Genomic DNA, 21914 nt, shown 5'->3' with positions numbered 1-21914 from the left:
CCGGTGATGGAAACATCGCACTGATCACGTCAATTCGGCAGGACGAGGGCGGCGGCGCCGAACAGCCCGGCGTCGCGGCCCAGGGAGGTCGGGTCCACCCGCAGGCGCCGCAGGAAGCCGAGCCCGGCGTTCCTCTCGATCGCCCGCCTCAGCGGGTCGAACAGGATCGGCCCCGCCGCGGCCACGCCGCCTCCGATGACGACGTGGTCGAGGTCGAGCAGGGCGGACGCCGTGAGCACGGCGATGGCCAGCGCGTCGGCCGCGCGCCGGAAGGCGAGTGTGGCGGTGGGGTGCCCGGCCCGGGCGTCGGCGGCCAGCGCCCGCGCGTCCGCGCCGGTCCAGCCGTTCGCGGCGGCCCACCGGACCATGCCGGGCCCGCTCGCGATGGTCTCGACGCAGCCGGCGCCGCCGCAGGGGCACGGCTCGCCGCCCGGGTCGACCGTGATGTGCCCGATATGCCCGGCGTTGCCGGTCGGGCCGACGTACGGCACGCCGTCGAGCACGAAGCCGCCGCCGACGCCGGTGGAGACCACCATGCCGAGCATGGCCCGGCTCCGCGCCGCCGGGTCCTCGCTCAGGCCGCGCCACCACTCCCCGAGCGCCATGCACTGGGCGTCGCCCGCGAGCCGTACGGGCCGGCCGGGCAGCACTTCGCCGAGCGCGTCCACCAGCGGGAAGTCGCGCCAGGAGGGGATGTTCACCGGGCTGACGGTGCCCCTGCGCGGGTCGAGCGGCCCCGCGGAGCCGATCCCGACCCCGACCAGGCGTGCGGGCGCGACGCACTCGGTGATCTTTCCGACGACCTCCGACAGTGCCCGGTCGGCCGAGTCGGCGCCGTGCAGCGGCACCTCCGCACGGGCCAGCATCTCGCCGTCGGGCGCGACGGCCGCGGCGGCGAACTTCGTGCCGCCGATGTCCACCGCGAGGACGGTCATCGCCGCATCCCCGGCCTCTCGACCACGCCGGCACCCGCCTTCTGTCCGTATAACTCGCCACTTAACCGGATAAGGTCCGGCCACGGTATTCCGCGGGCGACCACCACGTCAACGGGTGATCACCGGCGGGACCCTTCCCCGCCCTCCGGCGTCTCCCGACGGGGGACGAAAGCCCAGAAAGGAAGGGAGATCAGCATAGGGCGGCACATCCCACCCGGGATCGAGCGAACCGGTTAAGCCGGAAAGGATCACACCGGCCGTCACCAAAAAAGGGGGGTATCCATAATTCCGATGGGTTAGGTAGGGTTAAGGAGTGGATTTCGACTACACCATGGCGATCGGCTCGTTTCTGGTCGCGGTCGTCGTCGGCCTGACCGGAATGGGCGGCGGCGCCCTGATGACGCCCATGCTCGTGACGTTCTTCGGCGTGCCGCCCCTCGCCGCCGTCTCCAGCGACCTCGTCGCCGCCGCCGTGATGAAGCCGGTGGGCAGTTTCGTGCACCTGCGCCGTGGCACGGTGAACCTGAGGCTCGTCGCCTGGCTGTGCGCGGGCTCGGTCCCCGCGGCGTTCTGCGGCGTGCTCATCGCCCGCGCGCTGGGCACGGGCGAGGGCGTACAACAGGTGATCCAGAAGGGCCTCGGCGTCGCACTGCTGATCGCGGCGGCGGGCCTGGCCGTGCGCGGCTATCTCGCGATGCGCGACCGCGCCGAGGGCCGCACCCCCGAGACCGGCCGCCGTACCGCCGCCCCCGGCGAACCGGCCGCCACCGAGATGCCCTCCGTCACCGTACGGCCGCTGCCGACCGCACTGGTGGGGGCCGTCGGCGGACTGGTGGTCGGCATCACCTCGGTCGGATCCGGCTCACTGATCATCGTGGCTCTGCTCGCGCTCTATCCCGCGTTGAAGGCCAACCAGCTCGTCGGGACCGACCTGGTCCAGGCCGTGCCGCTCGTCATGTCGGCCGCGCTCGGTCACCTGCTGTTCGGCGAGTTCACGCTGTCGGTCACCCTCGCACTGCTGGTGGGCTCCATCCCGGGCGTCTACCTCGGCTCGCGGATCTCCTCGCGCGCCCCGGGCGGACTGATCCGCCGGGCCCTGGCGTTCGTGCTGCTCGCCTCGGCGCTGAAGATGTTCGGTGTCCCCAACACCGGCACCGTCTGGACGCTGCTCGCCGTGCTGCTGCTCGCCCCCGCCTTCTGGATGGTCCTGCGCGTGCGGTGCGGCCTGCCCGCGCTCCCCTGGAGCCGGGAGACTCAGGCCGCCGGGAGGTGACGGCGCAGGAAGTCCATGGCCAGCGCCCACGCCGTACGCCCCGCCTCCGGGTTGTGGAACATCGGCGCGTAGTAGTTGTGGAAGGCGTGGCCGGCCTCCTCCTGCACGTGGACCTCCGCGTTCGGCCGCCGGGCCGCCGCCTCCTCCACGACGGCCACCCGGTCGCGGGGGATGTAGGGGTCCCGTCCGCCGAAGTGGAACTGGATCGGGCAGCGGATGCCGTCCAACAGTTGCGGCGCGTCCGGCACGGCCGAGCCGTAGAAGGACACCACGGCCGACAGGCCGCTCCCGTCGCCGCGGGCCGCCACGGCGTAGGCCAGCGAGCCGCCGAGGCAGAAGCCGAGCGCGCCGACCCCGCCCGTCACCTCGGGCCGCGCGGCGAGCGCGGCCACCGCGGCGGCGCAGTCGTCCGCGGCCTTCTCGGCGTCGAGGTTCGCCGACAGCTCCAGCGAGGCGCGCAGCCCCTCCTCGTCGTGCGCGGCCGCCCAGCCGGGCCGAAGCCGCCAGAAAAGGTCCGGCACGCCCACGACATAGCCGAGCCCGGCGAGGTCGGCGGCGACCGCCCTGATGTAGTCGCTCACGCCCCAGATCTCCGGGATCAGCAGCAGCCCCGGGCCGGTCCCCCGCTGCGGAATCCACAGGCGCAGGTCGAACCCGCCGTCCGTGACCGTCACCGTCTGCGTGCGCTCGGGCATCCGTTCCTCCCAACCCCGATCCCGATCGAGATCTTCTCACGCATCGCTACCGTGTGACCGTGACGCCCTCCCCCGTTCCCCGCATCGAGATCGACGGCCGCCCTCCCACGGTCGAGCAGTTGAGCCACCCCGCCCTCGTCAACTACGGGCACTTCACCGCCATGCAGGTGAGAGGCTTCGCCACCCGCGGTCTCGCCCTCCATCTGGACCGGCTCGACGCCGCCACTCGAGAGCTGTTCGGCACGGGCCTCGACGGCGACCTGGTCCGTCGCCGCATCCGGCACGCGCTGGGCGACGACACCCCCGACGCGTCGGTCCGGGTCGTCGTCCATCGTCCCGACGCCGGCGCCGCCCCGTCCGTCATGGTGGTCGTACGGCCGCCGGTCCCCGCGCCCGAGGGACCGGTCCGCCTGAAGTCCGCGCACTACCAGCGGCCGGTCGCGCACATCAAGCACGTCGGGGCCTTCGGGCAGATCCACCACCGCGAGCTGGCCGCGCGCGAGGGGTTCGACGACGCGCTGCTCACGGGCCCCGGGGGCGCGATCTCCGAGTCCGGCATCGCCAACGTCGCCTTCTTCGACGGGTCTCGGGTGATCTGGCCGGACGCGCCCTGCCTGCATGGCATCACGATGCGGCTGCTGGAGCCCCTGCTGCCCGCCGCGGGGTTCCCCTCCCATCGGGCGCCGGTGCGGCTGGCCGACCTGCCGTCCTTCCGGACGGTGCTGGTGACCAACTCCCACGGGGTGGCGCCCGTCGACAGGGTGGACGGCCTCGCTCTGCCCATCGACGCCGCGTTCGCCACGGCCGTGACGGAGATCTACGAGTCCGTTCCCCGGGACCCGATCTGAACCACGCCTCCGCCCGCACGTCGCGTCCGGGGCGGTGGCCGACTTGAGCAGCAGCCCGAGCAGGCCGCCCCGATCGCCGAGGCCGGTGCGGATCACCCCGGAATGGACGGCGTCCGATTCGGTGTGTGCGACTTCCGGCGTACGCGGCGTGGGCGGCCATACGGACGGCGTAGCGGCGGTCCCGCCGCGTGGACGATCCCCGGGGCCGCCGGAACCGGGATGATCGGGAAATGTGACCAAAGCGATGGCCGCCCTGCTCACCGCGGCCGCCCTCCTCGCCGCCCTGCAGGGCTGCGCCTCCCCGCCCCGCCCGCATCCGGCCTCCGACTGCGGTCCCGGCGCGACCTGCGGCGCCGTACGGGTGCCGCTGGACCGCAGCGACCCGTCGGCGGGCACGGTCGGGATCGGATACACGCTGGTGCGGCACCTCGACGACTCCCGGCCGGCGCAGGGGACGATCGTGCCCGATCCCGGCGGCCCCGGTGCCTCGGTGACCGCCGCGCTCACCATGTACGCCACCGGATACCGGGACCTGCTCCGCACCCACGACCTGCTGCTCGTCGACCCGCGCGGCACCGGCGTGTCCGGGCCGCTGCGCTGCCGCGCGGTGTCCGGCACGACCACGGCGAGCCCCAAGGCCGAGATCGTGAGGGCGATCGGCGCCTGCGGCCGGGAGCTCGGCGACCGTAGCCGTCACCACACCACCGAGGCCGCCGCCGACGACATCGACGCCGTCCGCGCCCACCTGGGCATCGACCGGCTCGACCTGCTCGGCCAGTCGTACGGCACCTATCTCATGACGGTCTACGCGCAGCGGCATCCCGAGCACGTCCGCTCGATCGTGTTGTCCGGGGCGTACCCGCTCCGGCCGGATCCCTGGGGCAGGCCGGGCGTGCAGGCGCTGCGCCGCGCGGTGGAGGCGCTGTGCGACCGCTCGCGCGGCGCGTGCGAGGGGCGTGCCGTGCTGGCCGATCTCGCGACGGTCGCCGCGCGGCTGCGGTCTCGTCCGGTCGCCCTGGACGGCGGCGGCGCGCTCGACGAGGCGGCCCTCGCCCGGCTGGTCTACACGGTCGCGTCGGACGACCCCGAGCTGTTCGGGCGGCTGCCCGCGATGCTGCACCGGGCCGCCGCGGGCGAGACCGGGCCGCTCGCGGCGCTGGCCGCCCGGACACGCGAGGAGGGGGTGCGGGACGGCGAGGAGTTCAGTGTCGCCCTGTTCGCCTCCGTCGTCTGTCACGACTACCCCACGCCGTGGAAGGCGGGCACGCCGATCCGGGAAAGGGCCGCGCGGTACAAGGCCCTGCTGGCGGGACTCGACCCGGCCGATTTCCGGCCCTTCAGCCCGCGGGCGTGGGCGAGCGCCGTTCCGGACCGGGGTGACGTCTGCGCGGACTGGCCGGGCGACGCGCGGACTCCGTCCGCCCGGCGGCTCCCCGATGTCCCCGTGCTGGTCGTCTCCGGCGAGTTCGACCTCAACACCCCGGTCGAGGAGGGCCGGTCGGCGGCGCGGCGATATCCCACCGCCGAGGTCGTCACGGTGCCCAACAGCGGGCACGTCCCGGAGAGCGGCGGGAGCGCGGCCTCCTGCGTGATCGCGCTTCAGGCCCGCTTCATCCGCACCGGGCGGCTCACCGGCGCCGCGTGCCTCGGAGCGGTGCCCGCCGTCCCGGTGGAGCGGCTCTAAATGGCGCGGAGCGCGGGGAGGAGCTCCTTCTCCGACCACTCGAAGAACTCCCGCTGGTGCTCCCGCCCGACCTGCACGAGCGCGAGATGGGTGAATCCGGCCTCGGTGTACTGCCGCACGGCCTCGACCACGGCGCCGACGTCCGCCCCGCAGGGCACCTTCTCCGCCACGTCCTCCGGCCGTACGGTCTCGGTCGCGGCGGCGAAGTTGACCGGCGCGGGCAGCTCCGACATGACCTTCCAGCCGGTCACCGACCAGCGCCACAGGCGGTGCGCCCGCTCGATCGCGGCGTCCTTGTCGGGGTCGTAGCAGACGGCGAGCTGGCCGTAGACCGGCTTGCCCTCGCCGCCGGACGCGGCGAACTTCTCCACCAGCGACCCGTCCGGGTCGGTCGCCACGAGGCCGTCGCCGAGCTCGGCGGCGATGTCCACCGACTGGTCGCCGGACGCGGCGACCGCGATGGGCACCGGCCGCTCGGGCAGGTCGAACAGCCGGGCCGAGTCGATGTCGAAGTACTCGCCACGGTAGTTGCGGTAGCCGCCCTGGAAGAGCTCCTTGACGACCTCGATGGCCTCGCGGAACATCTCGTGCCGGGTGTTGACCGGCGGCCAGCCGTGGCCGACCACGTGCTCGTTCAGGTTCTCGCCCGCGCCCAAGCCGAGGGTGAACCGGCCGTCGCTGAGCACTCCCACCGTGGCCGCCTTCTGCGCCACCACCGCGGGGTGGTAGCGCATGATCGGGCACGTCACGTAGGTCATCAGCGGCAGTCGCTCGGTGGCCTGCGCCACCGCGCCCAGCACCGACCAGGCGTACGGGGAGTGGCCCATCTCCTCCAGCCACGGGAAGTAGTGGTCGGAGATGACCGCGTAGTCGAAGCCCACGCGCTCGGCGGTGACCGCGTCCTCCACCAGTTCCTTCGCGGGCGTCTGCTCGCACATCAGGGTGAAACCGATCTCTGCCATACGGCCACCCCTACCCACGTCCGGGCGTTCAGACCGCGCGGTGGTACTGGTCGGGCCAGCGTCCGCCCACACCGAGCTCCCGTGCCGCGTTGTTCGGCCAGTAGGGGTCGCGCAGCAGCTCACGGCCGAGCATCACCGCGTCGGCCCGCCCCGAGGCGACGACCTCCTCGGCCTGCCGCGGCTCGGTGATGAGGCCCACGGCCGACGTGGGCAGGTCGGTCTCCGCCTTCACCCGGGCCGCGAACGGCACCTGGTATCCCGGCTCCACGGGGATCCGGGCCTTCGGCGCGTTGCCGCCCGTCGACACGTCGAGCAGGTCCACTCCGCGCGCGAGCAGCTCCTTGGCCAGCCGCACGGTGTCGTCCGCCGTCCAGCCCTCGCGGGGGTCCTCGGGGTTCTCACTGAGCCAGTCGGTGGCCGAGACGCGGAAGAACACCGGCAGCTCGTCCGGCCACTCGGCGCGCACCGCGTCGACCACCTCCAGGGCGAAGCGCGCGCGGTTCTCGAACGGGCCGCCGTACGCGTCGGTGCGCCGGTTGCTGAACGGCGAGAGGAACTCGTGGATCAGGTAACCGTGGGCGCCGTGGATCTCCACCACCTTGAAGCCCGCGGCGAGCGCGCGGCGCGCGGCCGCCGCGAAGGCGTCCACCAGCCGCCTGATGGCCGCCTCGCTCAGCTCGTCCGGCACCGGGTGGCCCTCGGCGAACGGGATCGGGCTGGGCGCGACCGGCTGCCAGCCGTGGTCCTCCGGGCCGACCGGCGCGCCGCCCCGCCACGGGCGGTCGGTGGACGCCTTGCGCCCGGCGTGCGCGAGCTGGACGCCGGGCACCGCGCCCTGGTCGGCGAGGAACCGGGCGAGGCGGCCGAACTGTGCTTGCTGGCGCTCGTTCCACAGCCCGAGGTCGGCGGGGCTGATCCGGCCCTCGGGGGACACGGCGGTGGCCTCGACCATGATCAGGCCGGCCCCGCCCACCGCCCGGGACCCGAGATGAGTCAGATGCCAGTCGGTGGGGACCCCCTGCTCCGGGCCCTCGACGGCCGCGCAGTACTGGCACATCGGCGACATCCAGACGCGGTTGGGGATGGTCAGGTTCCGCAGGGGCAGGGGCTCGAACAACGCGCTCACGCCGCGCTCCTCTCGTCGTCGGGACTCTTGTACGATAGCTCTCGTAGTACGCCATCTGTCAAACTACGAAGACCTTCGTACAAAGGAGAGCCGATGACCCCTCGGACGCTCGACCATCCGGACCGGTCCGAGATCCGGCTCGAGGACGTGCTGCACGCGCTGTCCGATCCCGCACGCCTCCAGGTGGTGTGCTATCTCGCCGGCAGCGGCGAGTCGTCCTGTTCGGCGATCGACCTCGCGGTCAGCAAGTCGACGAGCACCCACCACTTCCGGGTGCTCCGCGAGGCGGGCGTGATCAGGCAGGTCTACCGGGGGACCGCGAAGATGAGCTCCCTGCGCCGCGAGGATCTCGACGCCCTTTTCCCCGGCCTGCTCGACACCGTGATCCGGGCGTACGACACACAGCGGGCGGCGACTCTGTAACTGTCCAAATTGCCTTGACCAGTTACCGCCTTTGCTCTACCTTTGTAACTGCCTAAGAAAATTAAGACAGTTACGACGGCGACCTGGACGGTAATGATGTTCTACGACTACTCCCTGGCCACCGAGCGCATGACCGAGTTGCACCGCGAGGCCGACAACGCGCGCGTCGCCAGCCGCCTGGTCGCGGCCCGGCGCTGGTCGCGTCTCGCGTCCTGGGCCCAGCGTCAGGCCCGGCGGGCGAGCCACGACCTGGGCTGACCGGCTCGTCACCGCGTCGGCCCGGAAGGAAGGGCCGATGCGTACGACACGCGACACCCGCACGGCGGTGGTGAAGCCGGCCGTCGCCGCCCTCATGGAGGACGCGGGCACCGGCCTCGACTACGGCACCCGGCCCGACCGCCTGCCGGGCCTGCTCAGTCCCATCGACCGCTTCTTCGTCCGCAACCACGCCCCCACCCCCCGCCTCGACGCGAGAGCCTGGACGCTGCGCGTCGATGGCGGCGGCGTGCGCCGGACCGTCTGCTACACCTACGACGACCTGTGGCGCCGGTTCCCGCTCGTGTCCGTCGTCCGCACGCTGGAGTGCGCGGGCAACCGGCGCGCCCTCTTCGGCGCCGAGCACGGACACCGCTTCGGCGGGGTGCAGTGGGGCCGGGGCGCCGTCGGCACCGCCGAGTGGACCGGAATCCCGCTGCGCTATCTGCTCGAACCGGCGGACCTCACGGACGCCGCCGTCGAGGTGATGCCGGAGGGCCTCGACGAGGCGCGCGGGCGCCGCCCGATGCCCCTCGCCAAGGCCCTCGCCCCCGACACCCTGCTCGCGCTCGCCATGAACGGCGAGATCCTGCCGCCCGACCACGGCTTCCCCGCCCGCGTGGTGGTCTCCGGCTGGCTCGGCGCGGCGAGCATCAAATGGGTGGGCCGGATCGAGGTGTCCGACCGGCCGCTCCACGTGCCGTGGAACACCGAGGACTACGTGATCGTCGCCCCCGGCCGGCCCGCCGTGCCGATCACCTCCACGCCGGTCGCGAGCCTGGTCGAGCTGCCCTGGCCCGCGCGGCTGCACCCCGGCCCGCAGACCATCCGCGGCCGGGCGTACGCCGGGGAGGACCGCGTGGCCGCCGTCGACTACCGGATCGACGACGGCCCCTGGCGGCCGGCCGCCCTCGACGGGCCGGACCTCGCGGGCGTCTGGACCCGCTGGCGGTTCCCCTGGGATCCCACCCCAGGCGCGCACGTGGTGCGGGTGCGGGCCACCGACGAGCGCGGCCGATCCCAGCCCGAGGTCACCCCCTGGAACGACCTCGGCTACTGCCACACCTCGGTGCTCCCCCACCCCGTCCTGGTGGCCTAGGGCCCGTGGTTCAGGGGACGAGCACGACCTTGCCCGTGGTCGCGCGGGTCTCCAGCGCGGCGTGCGCGGCGGCGGCGTCCTTGAGCGGGAAGCTCTGCACCAGCGGGACCAGCGCGCCCGACCCCGCGGCCGCCAGGGCCCGCTCCTCCAGGCCCCGCAGGCCGCCCGGCCGCTTCAGCACCCGCGGGCCGACCGCCACCGCAGCGGTGATGCCGCGCGCGTACAGGTCCTCCGTGGTCAGCGCCGTCGGGCCGCCCTGCGCATCCGCCCAGCCGAACAGCACGATCCTGCCGCCGACGCCGAGCAGCTCCAGGGTCTTCCGCCCGAGGTTTCCGCCGACGCCGTCGAGCGCCAGCGTGACCTCCCGGTCGCCGAGGAGCGCCCTCACCTCGTCGGGCCAGCTCGCCGAGGTGTAGTCCACGGCGTGGTGTGCGCCCAGCGCCAGCACCCGGCGGGTCTTCTCCTCGCCGCCGGCGAGCCCGACGACCGTGGCGCCGGCCCGCACCGCCGCCTGCACGAGCAGGTTGCCCACGCCGCCGGCCGCCGCCGTCACCAGGGCGACGTCGTCCGCGCGGATCCCCGCGACGTCGAGGATGCCCATCGTGGTCCGGCCGGTGCCGATCATCGCCACCGCCTCGCCGTAGCCCAGGCCGTCCGGGATCTCGTGGATCGCCGAGGCGTCCCGTACGGCCAGTTCGGCGTAGCCGCCGGGAGCCATGCCGAGATGGGTCACCACCCGCCTGCCGACCAGGCCCGGGTCGGTCCCTGGGCCGACGGCGTCGACGACTCCGGCGACCTCCCGGCCGGGAATCGTGGGCAGATCGGGCACGGGAATCGGGCCGCCGACGTATTTCCCGGCCCGCAACGTGGTGTCGACGAGGTGCACCCCCGCCGCCCGTACGGCCACGCGGACCTGGCCGGGCCCCGGCTCGGGATCCTCGACCTCCTCGTAGACGAGGTTCTCTGCGGGACCAAAGGCATGCAATCTGACGGCGTACATACGCCTGTTATAGATCTGCACCGATCACCTGCGACATCGGACGATAGTCCTAGGTCGTTGTGTGGATATCTGGCCGTGACCCAGCTCATCGCGCAAAGGTGGGGCAGATGGGGTCACAGAGTTATGGCGTTCTTCGTTGGGTTTCTCCCGGGCGGCCCTTATGCTCGCAGCAAGTCCTCTTTACTGCTGTGAGTGAGGAGATGTTGCGTGGCCGATGACGCGCCGCCACCCGGTATAGACGCTCGCGTCCCCAATCCCGCGCGCATGTACAACTACTTCCTGGGCGGAAAGGACAACTTCGCGGCCGACCGGGAGGCCGCGGAGCGGGTTCTGCAGGTCGCGCCCGAGGCCCCCTCGCTGGCCCGCCGCAACCGGGCCTTCCTGCGCCGGGCCGTACGCCACCTGGTGGCCGAGGCCGGGATCCGGCAGTTCGTGGACATCGGCACCGGACTGCCGACCGCGGGCAGCGTGCACGAGGTGGCGCACGAACTCGACCCCGGCGTGCGGGTGGCGTACGTGGACAACGACCCGGTCGTGCTCGCGCACTCCCGGGCCCTGCTGTCGGGGTCCGCCGCCGCCACCGTGACCGTGCAGGGGGATCTGCGGCGGCCCGAGGAGATCCTGGCCGACCCGGAGCTGCGGGCGCTGATCGACCTCTCCGAGCCGGTCGCGGTCCTGCTCGTGGCCGTGCTGCACTTCCTTCCCGACGACGACAAGCCGGCCGAGCTCGTGGCCCGCATCAGGGAGTCCGTCGCCCCCGGGAGTCACCTCGTGCTGTCCCACGTCACCGACGAGGAACGGGCCGGCGACGCCCGCGAGGGGGCGGCCGTCTACCGGCAGGCCAGCAGCGGCATCACCCTGCGCGGCCGCGAGCAGATCCACGAGCTGTTCGGCGGCTTCGAGCTCATCGAACCGGGCCTGGTCCCGCTCGACGACTGGCGGCCCGACGACGAGAACCTGCTCGCCCGGCAGGCCCGCCGTCACCTGCCCACCTGGTTCCTCTGTGGGGTCGGGCACGCGCCCTGAAAAGGCCGTGAATATTGTGTTACGTCCTACGTGTACTGGTTTCTTCCTTTAGGCGCCATACGCCAGGCTATGCGGCATGCTCAAGCGCACCAGGCTGTTCGGGCAGAAGACCCGAGTCACCTTCACCCTGCCCGTTGACGAGCCCTCGGGGACGGTCAGCGTGGTGGGCGATTTCAACGACTGGCTGCCCGGCCGTCACGAACTGCTGCGGCGCAGGAACGGCACCCGCACCGTTTCGGTGATCCTCCCGCCGGGCGCGCACCGGTTCCGCTACCTCGCGACGGGCGGGGTGTGGTTCGACGACGACGGCGCCGACCAGGTGGACGAGCAGGGCAGCGTGCTGCACCTCTGACCGAAAGGGAACCGTTTCTCCCGCCAGGAGTAGGGCATACGGGAACGATCGCGACACCCCGGCCCTTCTGGAGGGGGAATCATGAAGGCACTTACCTGGCACGGCAAGCGCGACGTACGGGTGGAGGACGTCCCCGACCCGGCCATCAAGGAACCCACCGACGCGATCATCCGGGTGACCACGACCGCGATCTGCGGCTCCGACCTGCACCTGTACGAGGTGCTCGGCCCGTTCATCGGCGAGGGCGACATCCTCGGCCACGAGCCGATGGGCATCGTCGATGAGGTCGGCGCGGAGGTCACCCACATCCGCCCCGGCGACCGCGTCGTGATCCCGTTCAACATCTCGTGCGGCCACTGCCACATGTGCGACCGCGCGTTGTTCGCCCAGTGTGAGACCACCCAGGTCCGTGAGTACGACACCGGCGCCGCGCTCTTCGGCTACACGAAGCTGTACGGCGAGGTGCCCGGCGGCCAGGCGGAATACCTGCGCGTCCCGCAGGCGCAGTTCGGGCCGATCAAGGTGCCGGAGGGACCGCCGGACGAGCGGTTCGTCTACCTCTCCGACGTGCTGCCCACCTCCTGGCAGGCCGTCGAGTGGGCCGAGGTGCCGGACGGCGGCAGCGTCACCGTCTTCGGCCTCGGCCCGATCGGGCAGATGTCGGCCCGCATCGCCCGCCACCGCGGCTATCGCGTGATCGGCGTGGACATCGTCCCCGAACGTCTGGAGATGGCCCGGCGGCACGGCATCGAGGTGGTCGACGGGAACGACGCCGACGACGTGCCCGAGGCGATCCGGTCGATGACCGGGGGCCGGGGCACCGACTCGGTCATCGACGCCGTCGGCATGGAGGCGCACGGCTACACCGTGGGCAAGTTCGCGCAGACGGTCACCGGCATGCTGCCCGACAAGGCCGCCGCCGCCATGATGACCCGCGCCGGGCTCGACCGGCTCGCCGCGCTGCAGGACGCCATCGAGACGGTGCGGCGCGGCGGCACGATCTCGATCAGCGGCGTGTACGGCGGGATGACCGACCCCATGCCGATGCTGCGAATGTTCGACAAGGGCATCACGCTGAGGATGGGCCAGGCCCACGTCAAGCGGTGGGTGGACGACCTCATGCCGCTCCTGACCGGCGACGGCGACCCCCTGGGGGTCGAGGACCTGGCGACCCACCGCCTGCCGCTCGACCAGGCCCCGCACGGCTACGAGATCTTCCAGAAGAAGGAGGACGGCGCGATCAAGGTGTTGCTCACGCCCTGACGGCCACTCTCCTCGCCACGGCCCGCCTGACCCGGCCGCGTACGGCGGTGCCGAGGAAGACCGCCCCGAAGACCAGTCCCACGAACAGGGCGATGGAGGCCCCGGTCGCGACGTTCCACCGTGTGGAGACCCACACGCCCGCCAGCGCGCAGCCGACCCCGATCGCGGCGGCGATCGGGAACAGCGGCGCGAGCCTGTCGGTGAGCAGGCGGGCCGTCGCGGCCGGGCCCACGATCAGCGCCACGGCGAGGATCGTCCCCAGCGCGGGCACGGTGGCGACGACGGTCACCTCGACGACCGCGAGCAGCGCGAAGTCCAGCAGCACGGTGGGCAGCCCGAGGGCCGCCGCCCCCACCGGGTCGAACGCCGCGAGCAGCAGTTCCTTGCCCACCAGGGCGAGCAGGAGCAGCACTCCCACGGCGACGGCGGCGGTCGCCACCAGGTCGCCCGTGCCGACGGCGAGGACGTCGCCCACCGTGTAGGCCGCCAGGTCCTTGGTGAAGCCGTCCTGCGCCGACACCAGCACCACACCGAGCGCGAAGCCGCCCGACAGCGCGATGCCGGTGGCCGTGCTGAAGTCCTGCCCGCGGCCCCGGCCGAACGCGAGAACGGCGGCGACCACCAGCAGCCCGAACAGCCCGCCGCCGAGGTAGAGGTTCACCCCGAGCAGGGCGGCGATCACGATGCCGGGGAACGTCGCGTGCGTGAGGGCCATCGTGAAGAACGGCAGCCGCCGCGCGACCACGAACACCCCGACGACGCCGCCGAGCGCGCCGACCAGCACGGCCTCGACGAGAGCCCGGTGCACCGTGGAGTCCAGCCAGCTCATGCCACCCCCCCGCCTGACGGCTCGGGGTTGCATTCGCAAAGAGCGCTGTGTTTATCGATTCGCTCGCTCCGCTCGCTCATGCCGCACTCTCCACTATCGCGCTGCGGGCGCGGCTCAGGCCGACCTTTCTGCGGACGAACCCGGCGACGTGGGCCAGGCCGTACATCGCGACCAGGACCAGCACCACGGTCGCGCCGGAGGCGAGCCTGACGCCGTATCCGACCGACGCCTCGTAGCTCACGACGAGCCCGAGCCACCCGGCGGACGCGCCGACCAGACAGGCCAGCGGCACGATGACCACGAGCCGGTCCGACAGGCCACGCGCCGCCGCGGCCGGCACGACGAGCAGCGCGATGACGAGGATCGTGCCGACCGCCTTCACGGCGGCCACGACGACCAGCGCGACCGCGACGTTCAGCACGAGATCGAGCAGGCCGACACGCACCCCGGCCGCGCGGGCGCCCTCCGGGTCGAAGGCCCGCAGCAGCAGCGGCCGACGCAGCACCGCCAGCAGCGCCACGACCACGACCGTCACGACGGCGGTCTGCGCGAGCTGCGTCTCGGTGACCGTCAGCACCCGCCCGAACAGGAACGCGGTGAGATCGGAGGTGAAGCCCGTCTGCCGCGACACCACCACGACGCCGACCGCGAACAACGTGGTCAGCAGCATGGCGAGCGCGGCGTCCTCGCTCACCCTGCGGCGGTGAGTGAGCAGCGTGAGCAGGACGGCTGTGACGACCCCGGCGGCCAGCGCTCCCCAGAAGATGCCGCCGTCCCCGGCCATGAGGTGGCCGATGACCACCCCGGGGAAGACGGTGTGCGTCAGGGTGTCGCTGACGAAGGCGAGCCGGCGCAGCAGCACCAGCACGCCGACCGTGCCCGCGAGTGCGCCGAGCAGGACCAGTTCGACCAGCGCGCGCGCCATGAAGGGCAGCTGGAACGGCTCGAAGAACATCATGTCTGGGTCACGATCACACGGTCGCCGCGCAGTTCGAGCGCGTGCCCGCCGTACGTCGCGCGCAGCCGCTCGGGCGTCAGCACGTCGCCGGTCGGGCCGAAGCCGAACTGGTGGTGGTTGAGCAGGCACACCTCGTCGCAGGCCAGGTGCGCGATGGCGAGGTCGTGGGTGCTGACGACGACGGAGGCGCCCTGCTCCTTCAGCGAGCCGATCGCCTCCAGCAGCGCGTGCTGGCTGACCGCGTCGACGCCGTTGAACGGCTCGTCGAGCAGCAGCATCCGCGGCTTGGCGGCGATGGCGCGGGCCAGCAGCACCCGCTGGCGCTGCCCGCCCGACAGCGTGCCGAACCGGTCGCGGGCCCGCCCGGCCAGCCCGACCCGCTCCAGGGCGTCGGCCACCTCGGCCCGGTCGCCGGCGGAGGCGCGGCGCAGCCAGCCGATCCGCCGGTAGCGGCCCATCATCACCACCTGCTCGACCGACACCGGAAAGTCGGGGTCGAGCGTGTCGGCCTGCGGCACGTAGGCGACGTCGCGGCGGGCCTGCGCCGGGGGCCCGCCCAGCACCTCGATCCGGCCGCGCACGACCGGCACCAGGCCGAGCAACGCCTTGATGAACGTCGACTTGCCGGCGCCGTTGGGGCCGATGAGTGCCACGGCCTCGCCCTCGTGGACGACGCCGTCCAGCTCCTCCAGGACCGGGATGTCGCCGTAGGCCACGCTCGCCCGGTCGAGCACCAGGGTCGGCGCGCGCTCACTCATACCGCGGTCCCTCTCAACGCGTTGACGATGGTGTCGGTATTGTGCTCCTCCATCTGCAGGTAGGTCGCACCGGCCGACCCTTCGGGGCCGAGCGAGTCGCCGAACAACGCGTCCTCGCCGGCCACGACCGTCACCCCGGCCTCGCGTCCGATCGCCTCGGCCGTCTTCGGCGGCAGCGACGCCTCCGAGAAGATCGCGGCCACTCCCGTCGCCTTGATCTTGGCGACGAGGCCGGACACCTGCTTGGCGGACAGCTCGGCCGAGGTGTCGAAGCTCGGGATGATCGATCCGACGAACGTCAGCTTGTATCGATCGAGGTAGTAACCGAAGGCATCGTGGTTGGTCACCAGCTTGCGCCGATCCGCGGGAACCGACTCGATCCTCTTCGCGATCTCGGTGTCGAGCGCGTCCAGCTTCGCGTCGTACGCCGCCCGGTTGGCCTGGTAGGCCGCGGAGTCGCCCGGATCGGCGGCGGCGAATCCCCGCTCGATCGTGGCGACCATCGTCTTTGCGTTGAGCGGGTTGTGCCAGATGTGCGGATCGCCGTCGCGGATCCGTACGCCCGTGGAGGCGTCGACCACCGGCCCGTCGAACCCGGCGGCCGAGATGGTCTCCTCCAGCCACTTCTCCAGGCCCACGCCGTTCTTGACGAGCACGTCGGCCTCCGCGATGGCCCGCATGTCGGCCGGGGACGGCTCGTAGTCGTGGGGATCGACGTTCGGCCTGAGCAACTGGTGGACGCGCACCCGGTCGCCGCCGATGTTACGGGCGAAGTCGGCCACCTGCGTGGTGGTCGCCACCACCTTCAGCGGCTGAGCGGGATCGGCAGGTGTGGAAGGTTGGTCCGAACCGCCACATCCCGCGGCGAACAGGACGAGCAGCGCGGCGGACGACAGCGTACGGGCGAGCGGCGAGAGCACGACGAATCCTCAGGTCGGCGTATCGGAGTCCACGTATCGGCGGACCATCCCTGTCAAATGTCTCGCAAATGAAAATCATTGTCAACTTGGGGCACTTCGCCGCCGGGCACTTGGGCGCCGGGGACTTGGGCGCCGGGCCCGCCCGGCCAGCACGGCCCGGGCCATGCCGGGGTTGTCGGCGAAGACCCCGTCCACGCCGAGGTCGTACAGCATCGTCAGCCAGCCCGTCACGTTCCCGGTCGCGCGCGCGTACGCCGGGCTCGCCGGGTCGCCGAGCCGGAAGTCGGCCGGGAGGTGGGCGTTCTCGTCGCGGACGGTCCACACGTGCACGACGAGCCCGGCCCGGTGGGCGTCGCGCACCAGCGTCGTGGGGGTGAGGAGGCGGCCGCCGGGGCCCGCCGGGACGACCCGCGAGGTCGCCACGCCGATGCCGTCCGCGTACGACGCGATCTCCTCGAGCCCCTCGGGCGTGACCATCCGGTCGTACGCCGCGCCGGAACCGCCGATCAGCTGGATCAGCGGCAGCGGGGTCCTCCTCCGCAGCTCGCGGAGGTTGGCCGCCTCGAACGACTGGATGAAGACCGGGTCGTGCCGGCCCAGCACCTCGAGCAGCGGCTCCTCCAGCGGCAGGCCGATGGAGGAGAAGTAGGTGGGGTGCTTGGTCTCCGGATACACGCCTACGCCGTGCCGCCGTGCCAGCTCCACGACCTCGTCGAACGTCGGGATCGGAGCCAGGCCGTCGAAGGCGGCGTTGCCGGGGCGCAGATCGGGGATGCGCTCGACGGCCCGCAGCGTGCGCAGCTCGGCCAGCGTGAAGTCCTCGGTGAACCAGCCGGTGATCGCCACCCCGTCGATGGTTTTGGTGGTGCGGCGATCGGCGAACTCGGGATGGCTCGCCACGTCGGTGGTCCCCGAGATCTCGTTCTCGTGGCGGGCAACCAGGACGTGGTCCTTCGTGGAGACCAGGTCGGGCTCGATGTAGTCGGCCCCGAGCGCGATCGCCGTCTCGTACGACGGCAGCGTGTGCTCGGGCCGCAGGGCGCCGGCGCCCCGGTGACCGATGACGACGGGTTCCGGCTGGTGTGACACAGCGGCCACCGTACAGCCGCCGCCAACGCGTACGGCTCCCGCGCCGGGACGCGGGAGCCGTACGGGGACGGGGGAACCGTCGGTGCCGTGGGATCAGACCTGGCCGGCCTTCTCCAGGGCGGTGCAGCAGGTGTCGACGATCAGGCGGGTGACGACGTAGGGGTCGACGTTGGCGTTGGGGCGCCGGTCCTCGATGTAGCCCTTCTTGTCCACCTCGACCTGCCACGGGATGCGGATGGAGGCGCCGCGGTCGGAGACGCCGTAGCTGAACTTGTCCCAGCGGGCGGTCTCGTGGTGGCCGGTGAGGCGGTCCTCGATGCCGTGGCCGTAGTTCTTGACGTGCTCCATGGCGTTCTCGCCCAGGGCCTCGCAGGCGGTGATGATCGGCTCGTAGCCCTCGCGCATCGCCTTGGTGGAGAAGTTGGTGTGCGCGCCGGCGCCGTTCCAGTCGCCCTTCACCGGCTTGGGGTCGAGCGTGGCGGCCACGTCGAACTCCTCGGCGGTGCGGTAGAGCAGCCAGCGGGCGACCCACATGTGGTCGGAGACCTCCAGCGGACCGGCGGGACCAACCTGGAACTCCCACTGGCCGGGCATGACCTCGGCGTTGATGCCGGAGATCTTCAGGCCGGCGGCGAGGCAGCGGTCGAGGTGCAGCTCGACGATGTCACGGCCGAAGACCTCGTCGGCGCCGACACCGCAGTAGTAGCCGCCCTGCGGAGCGGGGAAGCCGCCCAGCGGGAAGCCGAGCGGGCGGCTGTCCTTGAAGAAGGTGTACTCCTGCTCGATGCCGAACCACGACTCCTGGTCGGCGAACCGCTCGGCCACCTCCGCGAGCGGGGAGCGGGTGTTGGTGGCGTGCGGCGTCATGTCGGTGTGCAGGACCTCGCACAGGACCAGCACGTTGTCGCCGCCCCGGATCGGGTCGGGGCAGATGAACACCGGCTTGAGCACCAGGTCGGAGGAGTGACCGGTGGCCTGGTTGGTGCTGGACCCGTCGAAGCCCCACAGCGGCGGCTCGGCGCCGTCCGCGAGGACCTTGGTCTTGGAGCGGAGCTTCGCGGTCGGCTCCGTGCCGTCGATCCAGATGTACTCGGCCTTGTAGGTCACGTCGATCCCTTTCGAACGAGGCGGCCTGGCGTTCGTCCGCCACGCCCAACAGTGCCGTTTTGGGATTTCGTGGCTTTTGCCCGTTTGTAACCAGAGTGTTAACGCGCATTCTTTGCCTTGGCGGTGCTGTGACCGGCAGCACATGATTCCCGCTCTCCTGGGCAGTCGGAGGGGGTCAACGAATCGCAACCGCACTGGGAGTGAGGGCAGATGGTCTTACTGGGCCTGCTTCTGGTCCTGATCGCGGCGGCCGCTGTGATCGAGGTGTCGGTGAACGACACCGCGAACACCCTGCCGATCACGGTTCTGGACCGTACGTTCAACCTCAGCCCGTTCGAGCTGTTCATCGCCGGTGCCGTCACCACCGCCGTCTTCGTCGCCGGTCTGCTGCTCATCACCGGCGGCATGCGCCGGACCGCCGTGAAGCGCCGCCGTCTGCGTGAGGCGCGCCTGGCGGAGCGGGATCGCGTCTCCCGCCTGGAGGCCGAGAAGCGCGACCTGGAGCGCCGTCTGGAGACGACCTCGACCGCCTCGACGACCACCTCGACGACCGGCCCGGCCGCCGAGCCCGTCACCAAGCAGTACCCGAAGGTCGACCGGGACCGCGACGGCGTCGACGACCGTGCCCAGGACAGGGCCCAGAACAGGGCCGAAAACAGGGCTGCGGACAGGGCCGGGCGTGACACCGCGCCGCACAACCGCCTCTCCGTACCCGCCCAGCAGTCGTCCCCCGACCAGCTGGTGGCGGGCGGGCGCCACGCGGCCGACGACCGCCGCGCCTGATCCGGATGTCGTCTGATCTCGTAGCCAATTCGCCCGCGGGCCGTTCCGGCGCCCGGCCCGCGGGCGCCGGTCACGACCTGACCGGCTGCGACGGGCGCGCCCCGGCGACCGGCCGTTCGTGTGACCTCTCAAGGGCCTGGACCCTGCCGACGTCCCGCCCCTGCGCGCGCGCCAGCTCCGCGAAGGTGATCGCGTTGCGTACGGCGGCGCCGCCGGGATCGTTGTTGAAGTAGACGTAGGCGTCCGTCGCCTCGCCCAGGCGATCGACCCAGCTGTGCAGCGCGCGCCGGCCGTAGCTGGGCCAGGGCTCGGCCCCTCCCTCGTGGAAGCGCAGGTAAACCCAGCCGGCTGTACGCCACAGGGGCCCGGCCGGCCGGCCGAGCCGGTCCGCCCAGCACAACGCGGCCCCGAACTCGGTCAGCAGGGCGCGGATCTCGTCGGTCCACCACGAGGCGTGCCGCGGCTCGACCGCGACCCGTACGGCACGCGGGAACCGGGCCAGGCAGGCCCGCAGCCGCCCGGCGTCCACCTGCAGGGTCGGCGGCAGCTGCAGCAGGATGGGCCCCAGCTTCGGGCCGAGGCCCTCGGCCACGCCCATCAGCCGCTCGACCGGCTCCTCCGGGTCCTTCAGCCGCTTGATGTGCGTCAGGAAGCGGCTGGCCTTGACCGCCATGACGAAGTCGGGCGGCGTGCGCTCCCGCCACGACTCGAACGTCTCCCGCTTCGGCAGCCGGTAGAAGGCGTTGTTGTTCTCGACCGTCGCGAAGATCTCGCCGTAGCTCTCCAGCCACAGCCTCTGGGGCACGCCGCCGTACACGAGGTCGCGCCAGTCGGCGTACTGCCACCCGGATGTCCCCACCAGCACGGCCATGCCCTTCCCCTACCCAGGAGACGGCATAGATCGCGGCCGGCGGGGCACGCGACGTCAAGAACGAGCAAAAGAGGGGAGCAACGATGATCCAGGGCAAGACGATCGCATTCCTCGTCGCCCCGGAGGGGGTCGAGCAGGTCGAGCTCACCGAGCCGTGGAAGGCCGTCGAGCAGGCGGGCGGTACGCCGAGGCTGGTCTCGGTGGAGCCCGGGGAGATCCAGGCGTTCAACCACCTCGACAAGGCCGGCACCTTCCCGGTGGACGCCGTGGCCGCAGACGTCTCCGCCGCGGACTTCGACGGGCTGGTCCTGCCCGGCGGGGTCGCCAATCCCGACTTCCTGCGGATGCGCCCGGAGGCCGTACGGTTCGTCAAGGAGTTCTTCGACGCGGGCAAGCCGGTCGCGGCGATCTGCCACGCGCCGTGGACCCTCGTGGAGGCCGACGTGGTGCGCGGGCGCACGCTCACCTCGTGGCCCAGCCTCCAGACGGATCTGCGCAACGCGGGAGCGACCTGGGTGGACCAGGAGGTCATGGTCTGCACGGGCGGCCCGAACACGCTGGTGACCAGCCGGAAGCCGGACGACCTCAAGGCTTTCTGCCAGGCCGCCGTGGACGCCTTCGGCGCCTGAGCGGGGCCTTCCCCGGGCGGATCGAGGTCTGTCATGCTTTCCGGGTGCAACCCCGCGGATACACGGCATGACCGAGGTTTTCACGCTCGGAGAGGCATTGGGCGTCGTCTCCGGCGACCGGCTCCGGCATGACGCGACCATCCGCCTCGACGTGGAAGGGCCGGAGCTGACGACGGCGGTCGGCCTGGCCCGGCTCGGCCACACGGTGAGCTGGCTGGGCCGGGTCAGCGCCGACGAGCTGGGCAGCCGCACGCTGACCGTCCTGCGCGGCGAGGGCGTGGACGTCTCCCACGTACGGGTGGACGAGACGGCGGCGACCGGGCTCATCCTGCGTCAGCGGCGCATCGGCCGTTCGTCGCACGCGGTGCACTACCGGGAGGGCTCGGCCGGTTCGCATCTGTCGACCGGCGACGTGCCCGGTGAGGCGGTGCAGTCGGCGCGGATACTGCACGTCACCGGCGTCACCCTCGGTCTGAGCGGCCTCGCGTGGAGCGCCGTCCACCACGCCGTCAAGCTCGCCAGGGACGCCGGGGTGCTCGTCTCGGTGGACGTCAACCACCGCGCGAACCTGTGGGAGAGCGCCGAGGAGGCCCGTCAGGGACTCACCGAACTCGCCGCCTCGGCCGACGTGCTCTTCGCGACGCAGGACGAGCTCATGCTCGTGGAGTCCGTGCTCGCGTCCGGGCCAGAACTGGTGGTGACGCGGGGCGCCAAGGGAGCCAGCGCCACCGTCGACGGCCTGCGCTACGACACCCAGGCCGCCCCGGTGACCGCGGTCGAACCCGCCGAGGTCGGCGGCGCGTTCGTCGCGGGCTATCTCAGCGCGATCCTGGACGGGCTGCACCCGTCGGACCGCCTCAAGCGCGGCATCTCGGTGGCCGCCTTCGCCGTCGCGAGCCACAGCTCCTGGCAAGGCCTCCCCACCCGCGGCGAACTCCCCCCGTGACGCGCGCCTCTGTGGCGCTCCGCCCTGTAACACCGGGCCCGGACAATCGGATCAATGGTCTGAAGGCAGACCAAAAGGAGCCG

24 protein-coding genes are annotated in these 21914 nt (G+C 72.1%); 12 read left to right on the top strand and 12 right to left on the bottom strand.

Annotated elements, in window-relative coordinates; translation table 11 throughout:
• Positions 1-29 precede the first annotated feature (29 nt).
• Complete coding sequence (locus tag AB0O28_RS29630) at positions 30-935, bottom strand: ROK family protein (protein ID WP_363645815.1); 906 nt, start codon at positions 933-935, stop codon at positions 30-32.
• 313 nt (positions 936-1248) lie between these two features.
• Between AB0O28_RS29630 and AB0O28_RS29625 the strand changes: the two genes are divergently transcribed.
• Positions 1249-2208: a sulfite exporter TauE/SafE family protein gene (locus AB0O28_RS29625; RefSeq protein ID WP_363645813.1), complete on the top strand. Its 960-nt coding sequence runs from the start codon at positions 1249-1251 to the stop codon at positions 2206-2208.
• On the opposite strand, the gene AB0O28_RS29620 is transcribed toward AB0O28_RS29625, so the two are convergent.
• A complete protein-coding gene (locus AB0O28_RS29620; protein WP_363645811.1) occupies positions 2190-2903 on the bottom strand; it encodes a dienelactone hydrolase family protein in 714 nt (237 codons plus the stop codon). The two genes, AB0O28_RS29625 and AB0O28_RS29620, sit on opposite strands and share 19 nt — an antisense overlap.
• 59 nt (positions 2904-2962) lie before the next feature.
• Here AB0O28_RS29620 and AB0O28_RS29615 point away from each other — a divergent pair, with 59 nt between their 5' ends.
• Both AB0O28_RS29615 and AB0O28_RS29610 read left to right on the top strand, forming a co-directional pair.
• A complete protein-coding gene (locus AB0O28_RS29615; RefSeq protein ID WP_363645809.1) occupies positions 2963-3751 on the top strand; it encodes an aminotransferase class IV in 789 nt (262 codons plus the stop codon).
• A 232-nt stretch (positions 3752-3983) separates the two neighbouring features.
• Entirely contained in the window at positions 3984-5435 is a 1452-nt protein-coding gene (locus tag AB0O28_RS29610; protein ID WP_363645807.1) for an alpha/beta fold hydrolase, read from the top strand.
• Here AB0O28_RS29610 and AB0O28_RS29605 read toward each other — a convergent pair.
• Both AB0O28_RS29605 and AB0O28_RS29600 read right to left on the bottom strand, forming a co-directional pair.
• Entirely contained in the window at positions 5432-6397 is a 966-nt protein-coding gene (locus AB0O28_RS29605; protein ID WP_363645805.1) for an LLM class F420-dependent oxidoreductase, read from the bottom strand. The two genes, AB0O28_RS29610 and AB0O28_RS29605, sit on opposite strands and share 4 nt — an antisense overlap.
• A 28-nt stretch (positions 6398-6425) precedes the next feature.
• Positions 6426-7523, bottom strand: a complete 1098-nt coding sequence (locus tag AB0O28_RS29600; RefSeq protein ID WP_363645803.1) for an NADH:flavin oxidoreductase/NADH oxidase — start codon at positions 7521-7523, stop codon at positions 6426-6428.
• 93 nt (positions 7524-7616) lie between these two features.
• Between AB0O28_RS29600 and AB0O28_RS29595 the strand changes: the two genes are divergently transcribed.
• The 3 genes from AB0O28_RS29595 (at position 7617) to AB0O28_RS29585 (ending at position 9300) form a co-directional block, all read left to right on the top strand.
• Positions 7617-7946, top strand: a complete 330-nt coding sequence (locus AB0O28_RS29595) for a helix-turn-helix domain-containing protein (RefSeq protein ID WP_363645801.1) — start codon at positions 7617-7619, stop codon at positions 7944-7946.
• 93 nt (positions 7947-8039) lie between these two features.
• Positions 8040-8204, top strand: a complete 165-nt coding sequence (locus tag AB0O28_RS29590) for a hypothetical protein (RefSeq protein WP_363462590.1) — start codon at positions 8040-8042, stop codon at positions 8202-8204.
• Between the two features lie 37 nt (positions 8205-8241).
• On the top strand, positions 8242-9300 hold the full coding sequence (locus tag AB0O28_RS29585; protein ID WP_363645799.1) for a sulfite oxidase: 1059 nt from the start codon (positions 8242-8244) through the stop codon (positions 9298-9300).
• 10 nt (positions 9301-9310) lie between these two features.
• Here AB0O28_RS29585 and AB0O28_RS29580 read toward each other — a convergent pair whose 3' ends face one another.
• Complete coding sequence (locus AB0O28_RS29580) at positions 9311-10300, bottom strand: zinc-binding dehydrogenase (protein WP_363645797.1); 990 nt, start codon at positions 10298-10300, stop codon at positions 9311-9313.
• A gap of 207 nt (positions 10301-10507) precedes the next feature.
• Here AB0O28_RS29580 and AB0O28_RS29575 point away from each other — a divergent pair, with 207 nt between their 5' ends.
• The 3 genes from AB0O28_RS29575 to AB0O28_RS29565 all read left to right on the top strand — a co-directional run bounded on the left by AB0O28_RS29575 (position 10508) and on the right by AB0O28_RS29565 (position 12941).
• The gene (locus AB0O28_RS29575) at positions 10508-11326 is read left to right on the top strand and encodes an SAM-dependent methyltransferase (RefSeq protein WP_363645795.1); all 819 of its coding nucleotides are present in this window, start codon (positions 10508-10510) and stop codon (positions 11324-11326) included.
• 76 nt (positions 11327-11402) lie between these two features.
• A complete protein-coding gene (locus tag AB0O28_RS29570; protein WP_363645793.1) occupies positions 11403-11678 on the top strand; it encodes an isoamylase early set domain-containing protein in 276 nt (91 codons plus the stop codon).
• An 81-nt stretch (positions 11679-11759) separates the two neighbouring features.
• Positions 11760-12941: a zinc-dependent alcohol dehydrogenase gene (locus tag AB0O28_RS29565; RefSeq protein WP_363645791.1), complete on the top strand. Its 1182-nt coding sequence runs from the start codon at positions 11760-11762 to the stop codon at positions 12939-12941.
• Here the strand turns inward: AB0O28_RS29565 and AB0O28_RS29560 are convergent.
• From AB0O28_RS29560 to glnII, 6 genes are all read right to left on the bottom strand, one after another.
• Positions 12931-13770 (bottom strand): metal ABC transporter permease, encoded by an 840-nt coding sequence (locus tag AB0O28_RS29560; protein WP_363645789.1) that lies wholly within the window; start codon positions 13768-13770, stop codon positions 12931-12933. The two genes, AB0O28_RS29565 and AB0O28_RS29560, sit on opposite strands and share 11 nt — an antisense overlap.
• Before the next feature lie 76 nt (positions 13771-13846).
• Positions 13847-14728 carry a metal ABC transporter permease gene (locus AB0O28_RS29555; protein ID WP_363645787.1) on the bottom strand — a complete coding sequence of 294 codons (882 nt, stop codon included), beginning with the start codon at positions 14726-14728 and terminating at the stop codon, positions 13847-13849.
• The gene (locus AB0O28_RS29550) at positions 14725-15486 is read right to left on the bottom strand and encodes a metal ABC transporter ATP-binding protein (RefSeq protein ID WP_363645785.1); all 762 of its coding nucleotides are present in this window, start codon (positions 15484-15486) and stop codon (positions 14725-14727) included. Before AB0O28_RS29550 ends, AB0O28_RS29555 begins: the two co-directional genes overlap by 4 nt.
• The gene (locus AB0O28_RS29545; protein WP_363645783.1) at positions 15483-16406 is read right to left on the bottom strand and encodes a metal ABC transporter substrate-binding protein; all 924 of its coding nucleotides are present in this window, start codon (positions 16404-16406) and stop codon (positions 15483-15485) included. Before AB0O28_RS29545 ends, AB0O28_RS29550 begins: the two co-directional genes overlap by 4 nt.
• An 81-nt stretch (positions 16407-16487) precedes the next feature.
• Positions 16488-17495 carry a glycerophosphodiester phosphodiesterase gene (locus tag AB0O28_RS29540; protein WP_363645781.1) on the bottom strand — a complete coding sequence of 336 codons (1008 nt, stop codon included), beginning with the start codon at positions 17493-17495 and terminating at the stop codon, positions 16488-16490.
• Positions 17496-17588: 93 nt separating this feature from the next.
• The gene (gene glnII / locus AB0O28_RS29535) at positions 17589-18602 is read right to left on the bottom strand and encodes a glutamine synthetase (RefSeq protein ID WP_363645779.1); all 1014 of its coding nucleotides are present in this window, start codon (positions 18600-18602) and stop codon (positions 17589-17591) included.
• A gap of 210 nt (positions 18603-18812) precedes the next feature.
• Here glnII and AB0O28_RS29530 point away from each other — a divergent pair, with 210 nt between their 5' ends.
• Positions 18813-19385: a hypothetical protein gene (locus AB0O28_RS29530; protein WP_363645777.1), complete on the top strand. Its 573-nt coding sequence runs from the start codon at positions 18813-18815 to the stop codon at positions 19383-19385.
• A 70-nt stretch (positions 19386-19455) separates the two neighbouring features.
• Here the strand turns inward: AB0O28_RS29530 and AB0O28_RS29525 are convergent, their stop codons facing one another.
• Positions 19456-20256: a DUF72 domain-containing protein gene (locus tag AB0O28_RS29525; RefSeq protein ID WP_363645775.1), complete on the bottom strand. Its 801-nt coding sequence runs from the start codon at positions 20254-20256 to the stop codon at positions 19456-19458.
• Between the two features lie 83 nt (positions 20257-20339).
• Here AB0O28_RS29525 and AB0O28_RS29520 point away from each other — a divergent pair, with 83 nt between their 5' ends.
• Together AB0O28_RS29520 and AB0O28_RS29515 are read left to right on the top strand one after the other, a co-directional pair.
• Entirely contained in the window at positions 20340-20885 is a 546-nt protein-coding gene (locus tag AB0O28_RS29520; RefSeq protein ID WP_363645773.1) for a type 1 glutamine amidotransferase domain-containing protein, read from the top strand.
• A gap of 67 nt (positions 20886-20952) precedes the next feature.
• Positions 20953-21831 carry a sugar kinase gene (locus AB0O28_RS29515; RefSeq protein ID WP_363645771.1) on the top strand — a complete coding sequence of 293 codons (879 nt, stop codon included), beginning with the start codon at positions 20953-20955 and terminating at the stop codon, positions 21829-21831.
• The last annotated feature ends 83 nt before the right edge of the window (positions 21832-21914 follow it).

Origin of the sequence: Microbispora sp. NPDC088329, assembly GCF_040685655.1 — a bacterium.
Taxonomy (GTDB): domain Bacteria; phylum Actinomycetota; class Actinomycetes; order Streptosporangiales; family Streptosporangiaceae; genus Microbispora.
This window is presented reverse-complemented; position numbering and strand designations above follow the sequence as displayed.

Bases quoted from the DNA above. Each gene is read 5' to 3' on its own strand.
- AB0O28_RS29555 (WP_363645787.1), bottom strand. From the start codon at position 14,728: ATGATGTTCTTCGAGCCGTTCCAGCTGCCCTTCATGGCGCGCGCGCTG.
- AB0O28_RS29630 (WP_363645815.1), bottom strand. From the start codon at position 935: ATGACCGTCCTCGCGGTGGACATCGGCGGCACGAAGTTCGCCGCCGCG.
- AB0O28_RS29620 (WP_363645811.1), bottom strand. From the start codon at position 2,903: ATGCCCGAGCGCACGCAGACGGTGACGGTCACGGACGGCGGGTTCGAC.
- AB0O28_RS29595 (WP_363645801.1), top strand. From the start codon at position 7,617: ATGACCCCTCGGACGCTCGACCATCCGGACCGGTCCGAGATCCGGCTC.
- AB0O28_RS29565 (WP_363645791.1), top strand. From the start codon at position 11,760: ATGAAGGCACTTACCTGGCACGGCAAGCGCGACGTACGGGTGGAGGAC.
- AB0O28_RS29570 (WP_363645793.1), top strand. From the start codon at position 11,403: ATGCTCAAGCGCACCAGGCTGTTCGGGCAGAAGACCCGAGTCACCTTC.
- AB0O28_RS29590 (WP_363462590.1), top strand. From the start codon at position 8,040: ATGATGTTCTACGACTACTCCCTGGCCACCGAGCGCATGACCGAGTTG.
- AB0O28_RS29515 (WP_363645771.1), top strand. From the start codon at position 20,953: ATGACCGAGGTTTTCACGCTCGGAGAGGCATTGGGCGTCGTCTCCGGC.
- AB0O28_RS29585 (WP_363645799.1), top strand. From the start codon at position 8,242: ATGCGTACGACACGCGACACCCGCACGGCGGTGGTGAAGCCGGCCGTC.
- AB0O28_RS29525 (WP_363645775.1), bottom strand. From the start codon at position 20,256: ATGGCCGTGCTGGTGGGGACATCCGGGTGGCAGTACGCCGACTGGCGC.
- AB0O28_RS29580 (WP_363645797.1), bottom strand. From the start codon at position 10,300: ATGTACGCCGTCAGATTGCATGCCTTTGGTCCCGCAGAGAACCTCGTC.
- AB0O28_RS29530 (WP_363645777.1), top strand. From the start codon at position 18,813: ATGGTCTTACTGGGCCTGCTTCTGGTCCTGATCGCGGCGGCCGCTGTG.
- AB0O28_RS29560 (WP_363645789.1), bottom strand. From the start codon at position 13,770: ATGAGCTGGCTGGACTCCACGGTGCACCGGGCTCTCGTCGAGGCCGTG.
- AB0O28_RS29520 (WP_363645773.1), top strand. From the start codon at position 20,340: ATGATCCAGGGCAAGACGATCGCATTCCTCGTCGCCCCGGAGGGGGTC.
- AB0O28_RS29605 (WP_363645805.1), bottom strand. From the start codon at position 6,397: ATGGCAGAGATCGGTTTCACCCTGATGTGCGAGCAGACGCCCGCGAAG.
- AB0O28_RS29550 (WP_363645785.1), bottom strand. From the start codon at position 15,486: ATGAGTGAGCGCGCGCCGACCCTGGTGCTCGACCGGGCGAGCGTGGCC.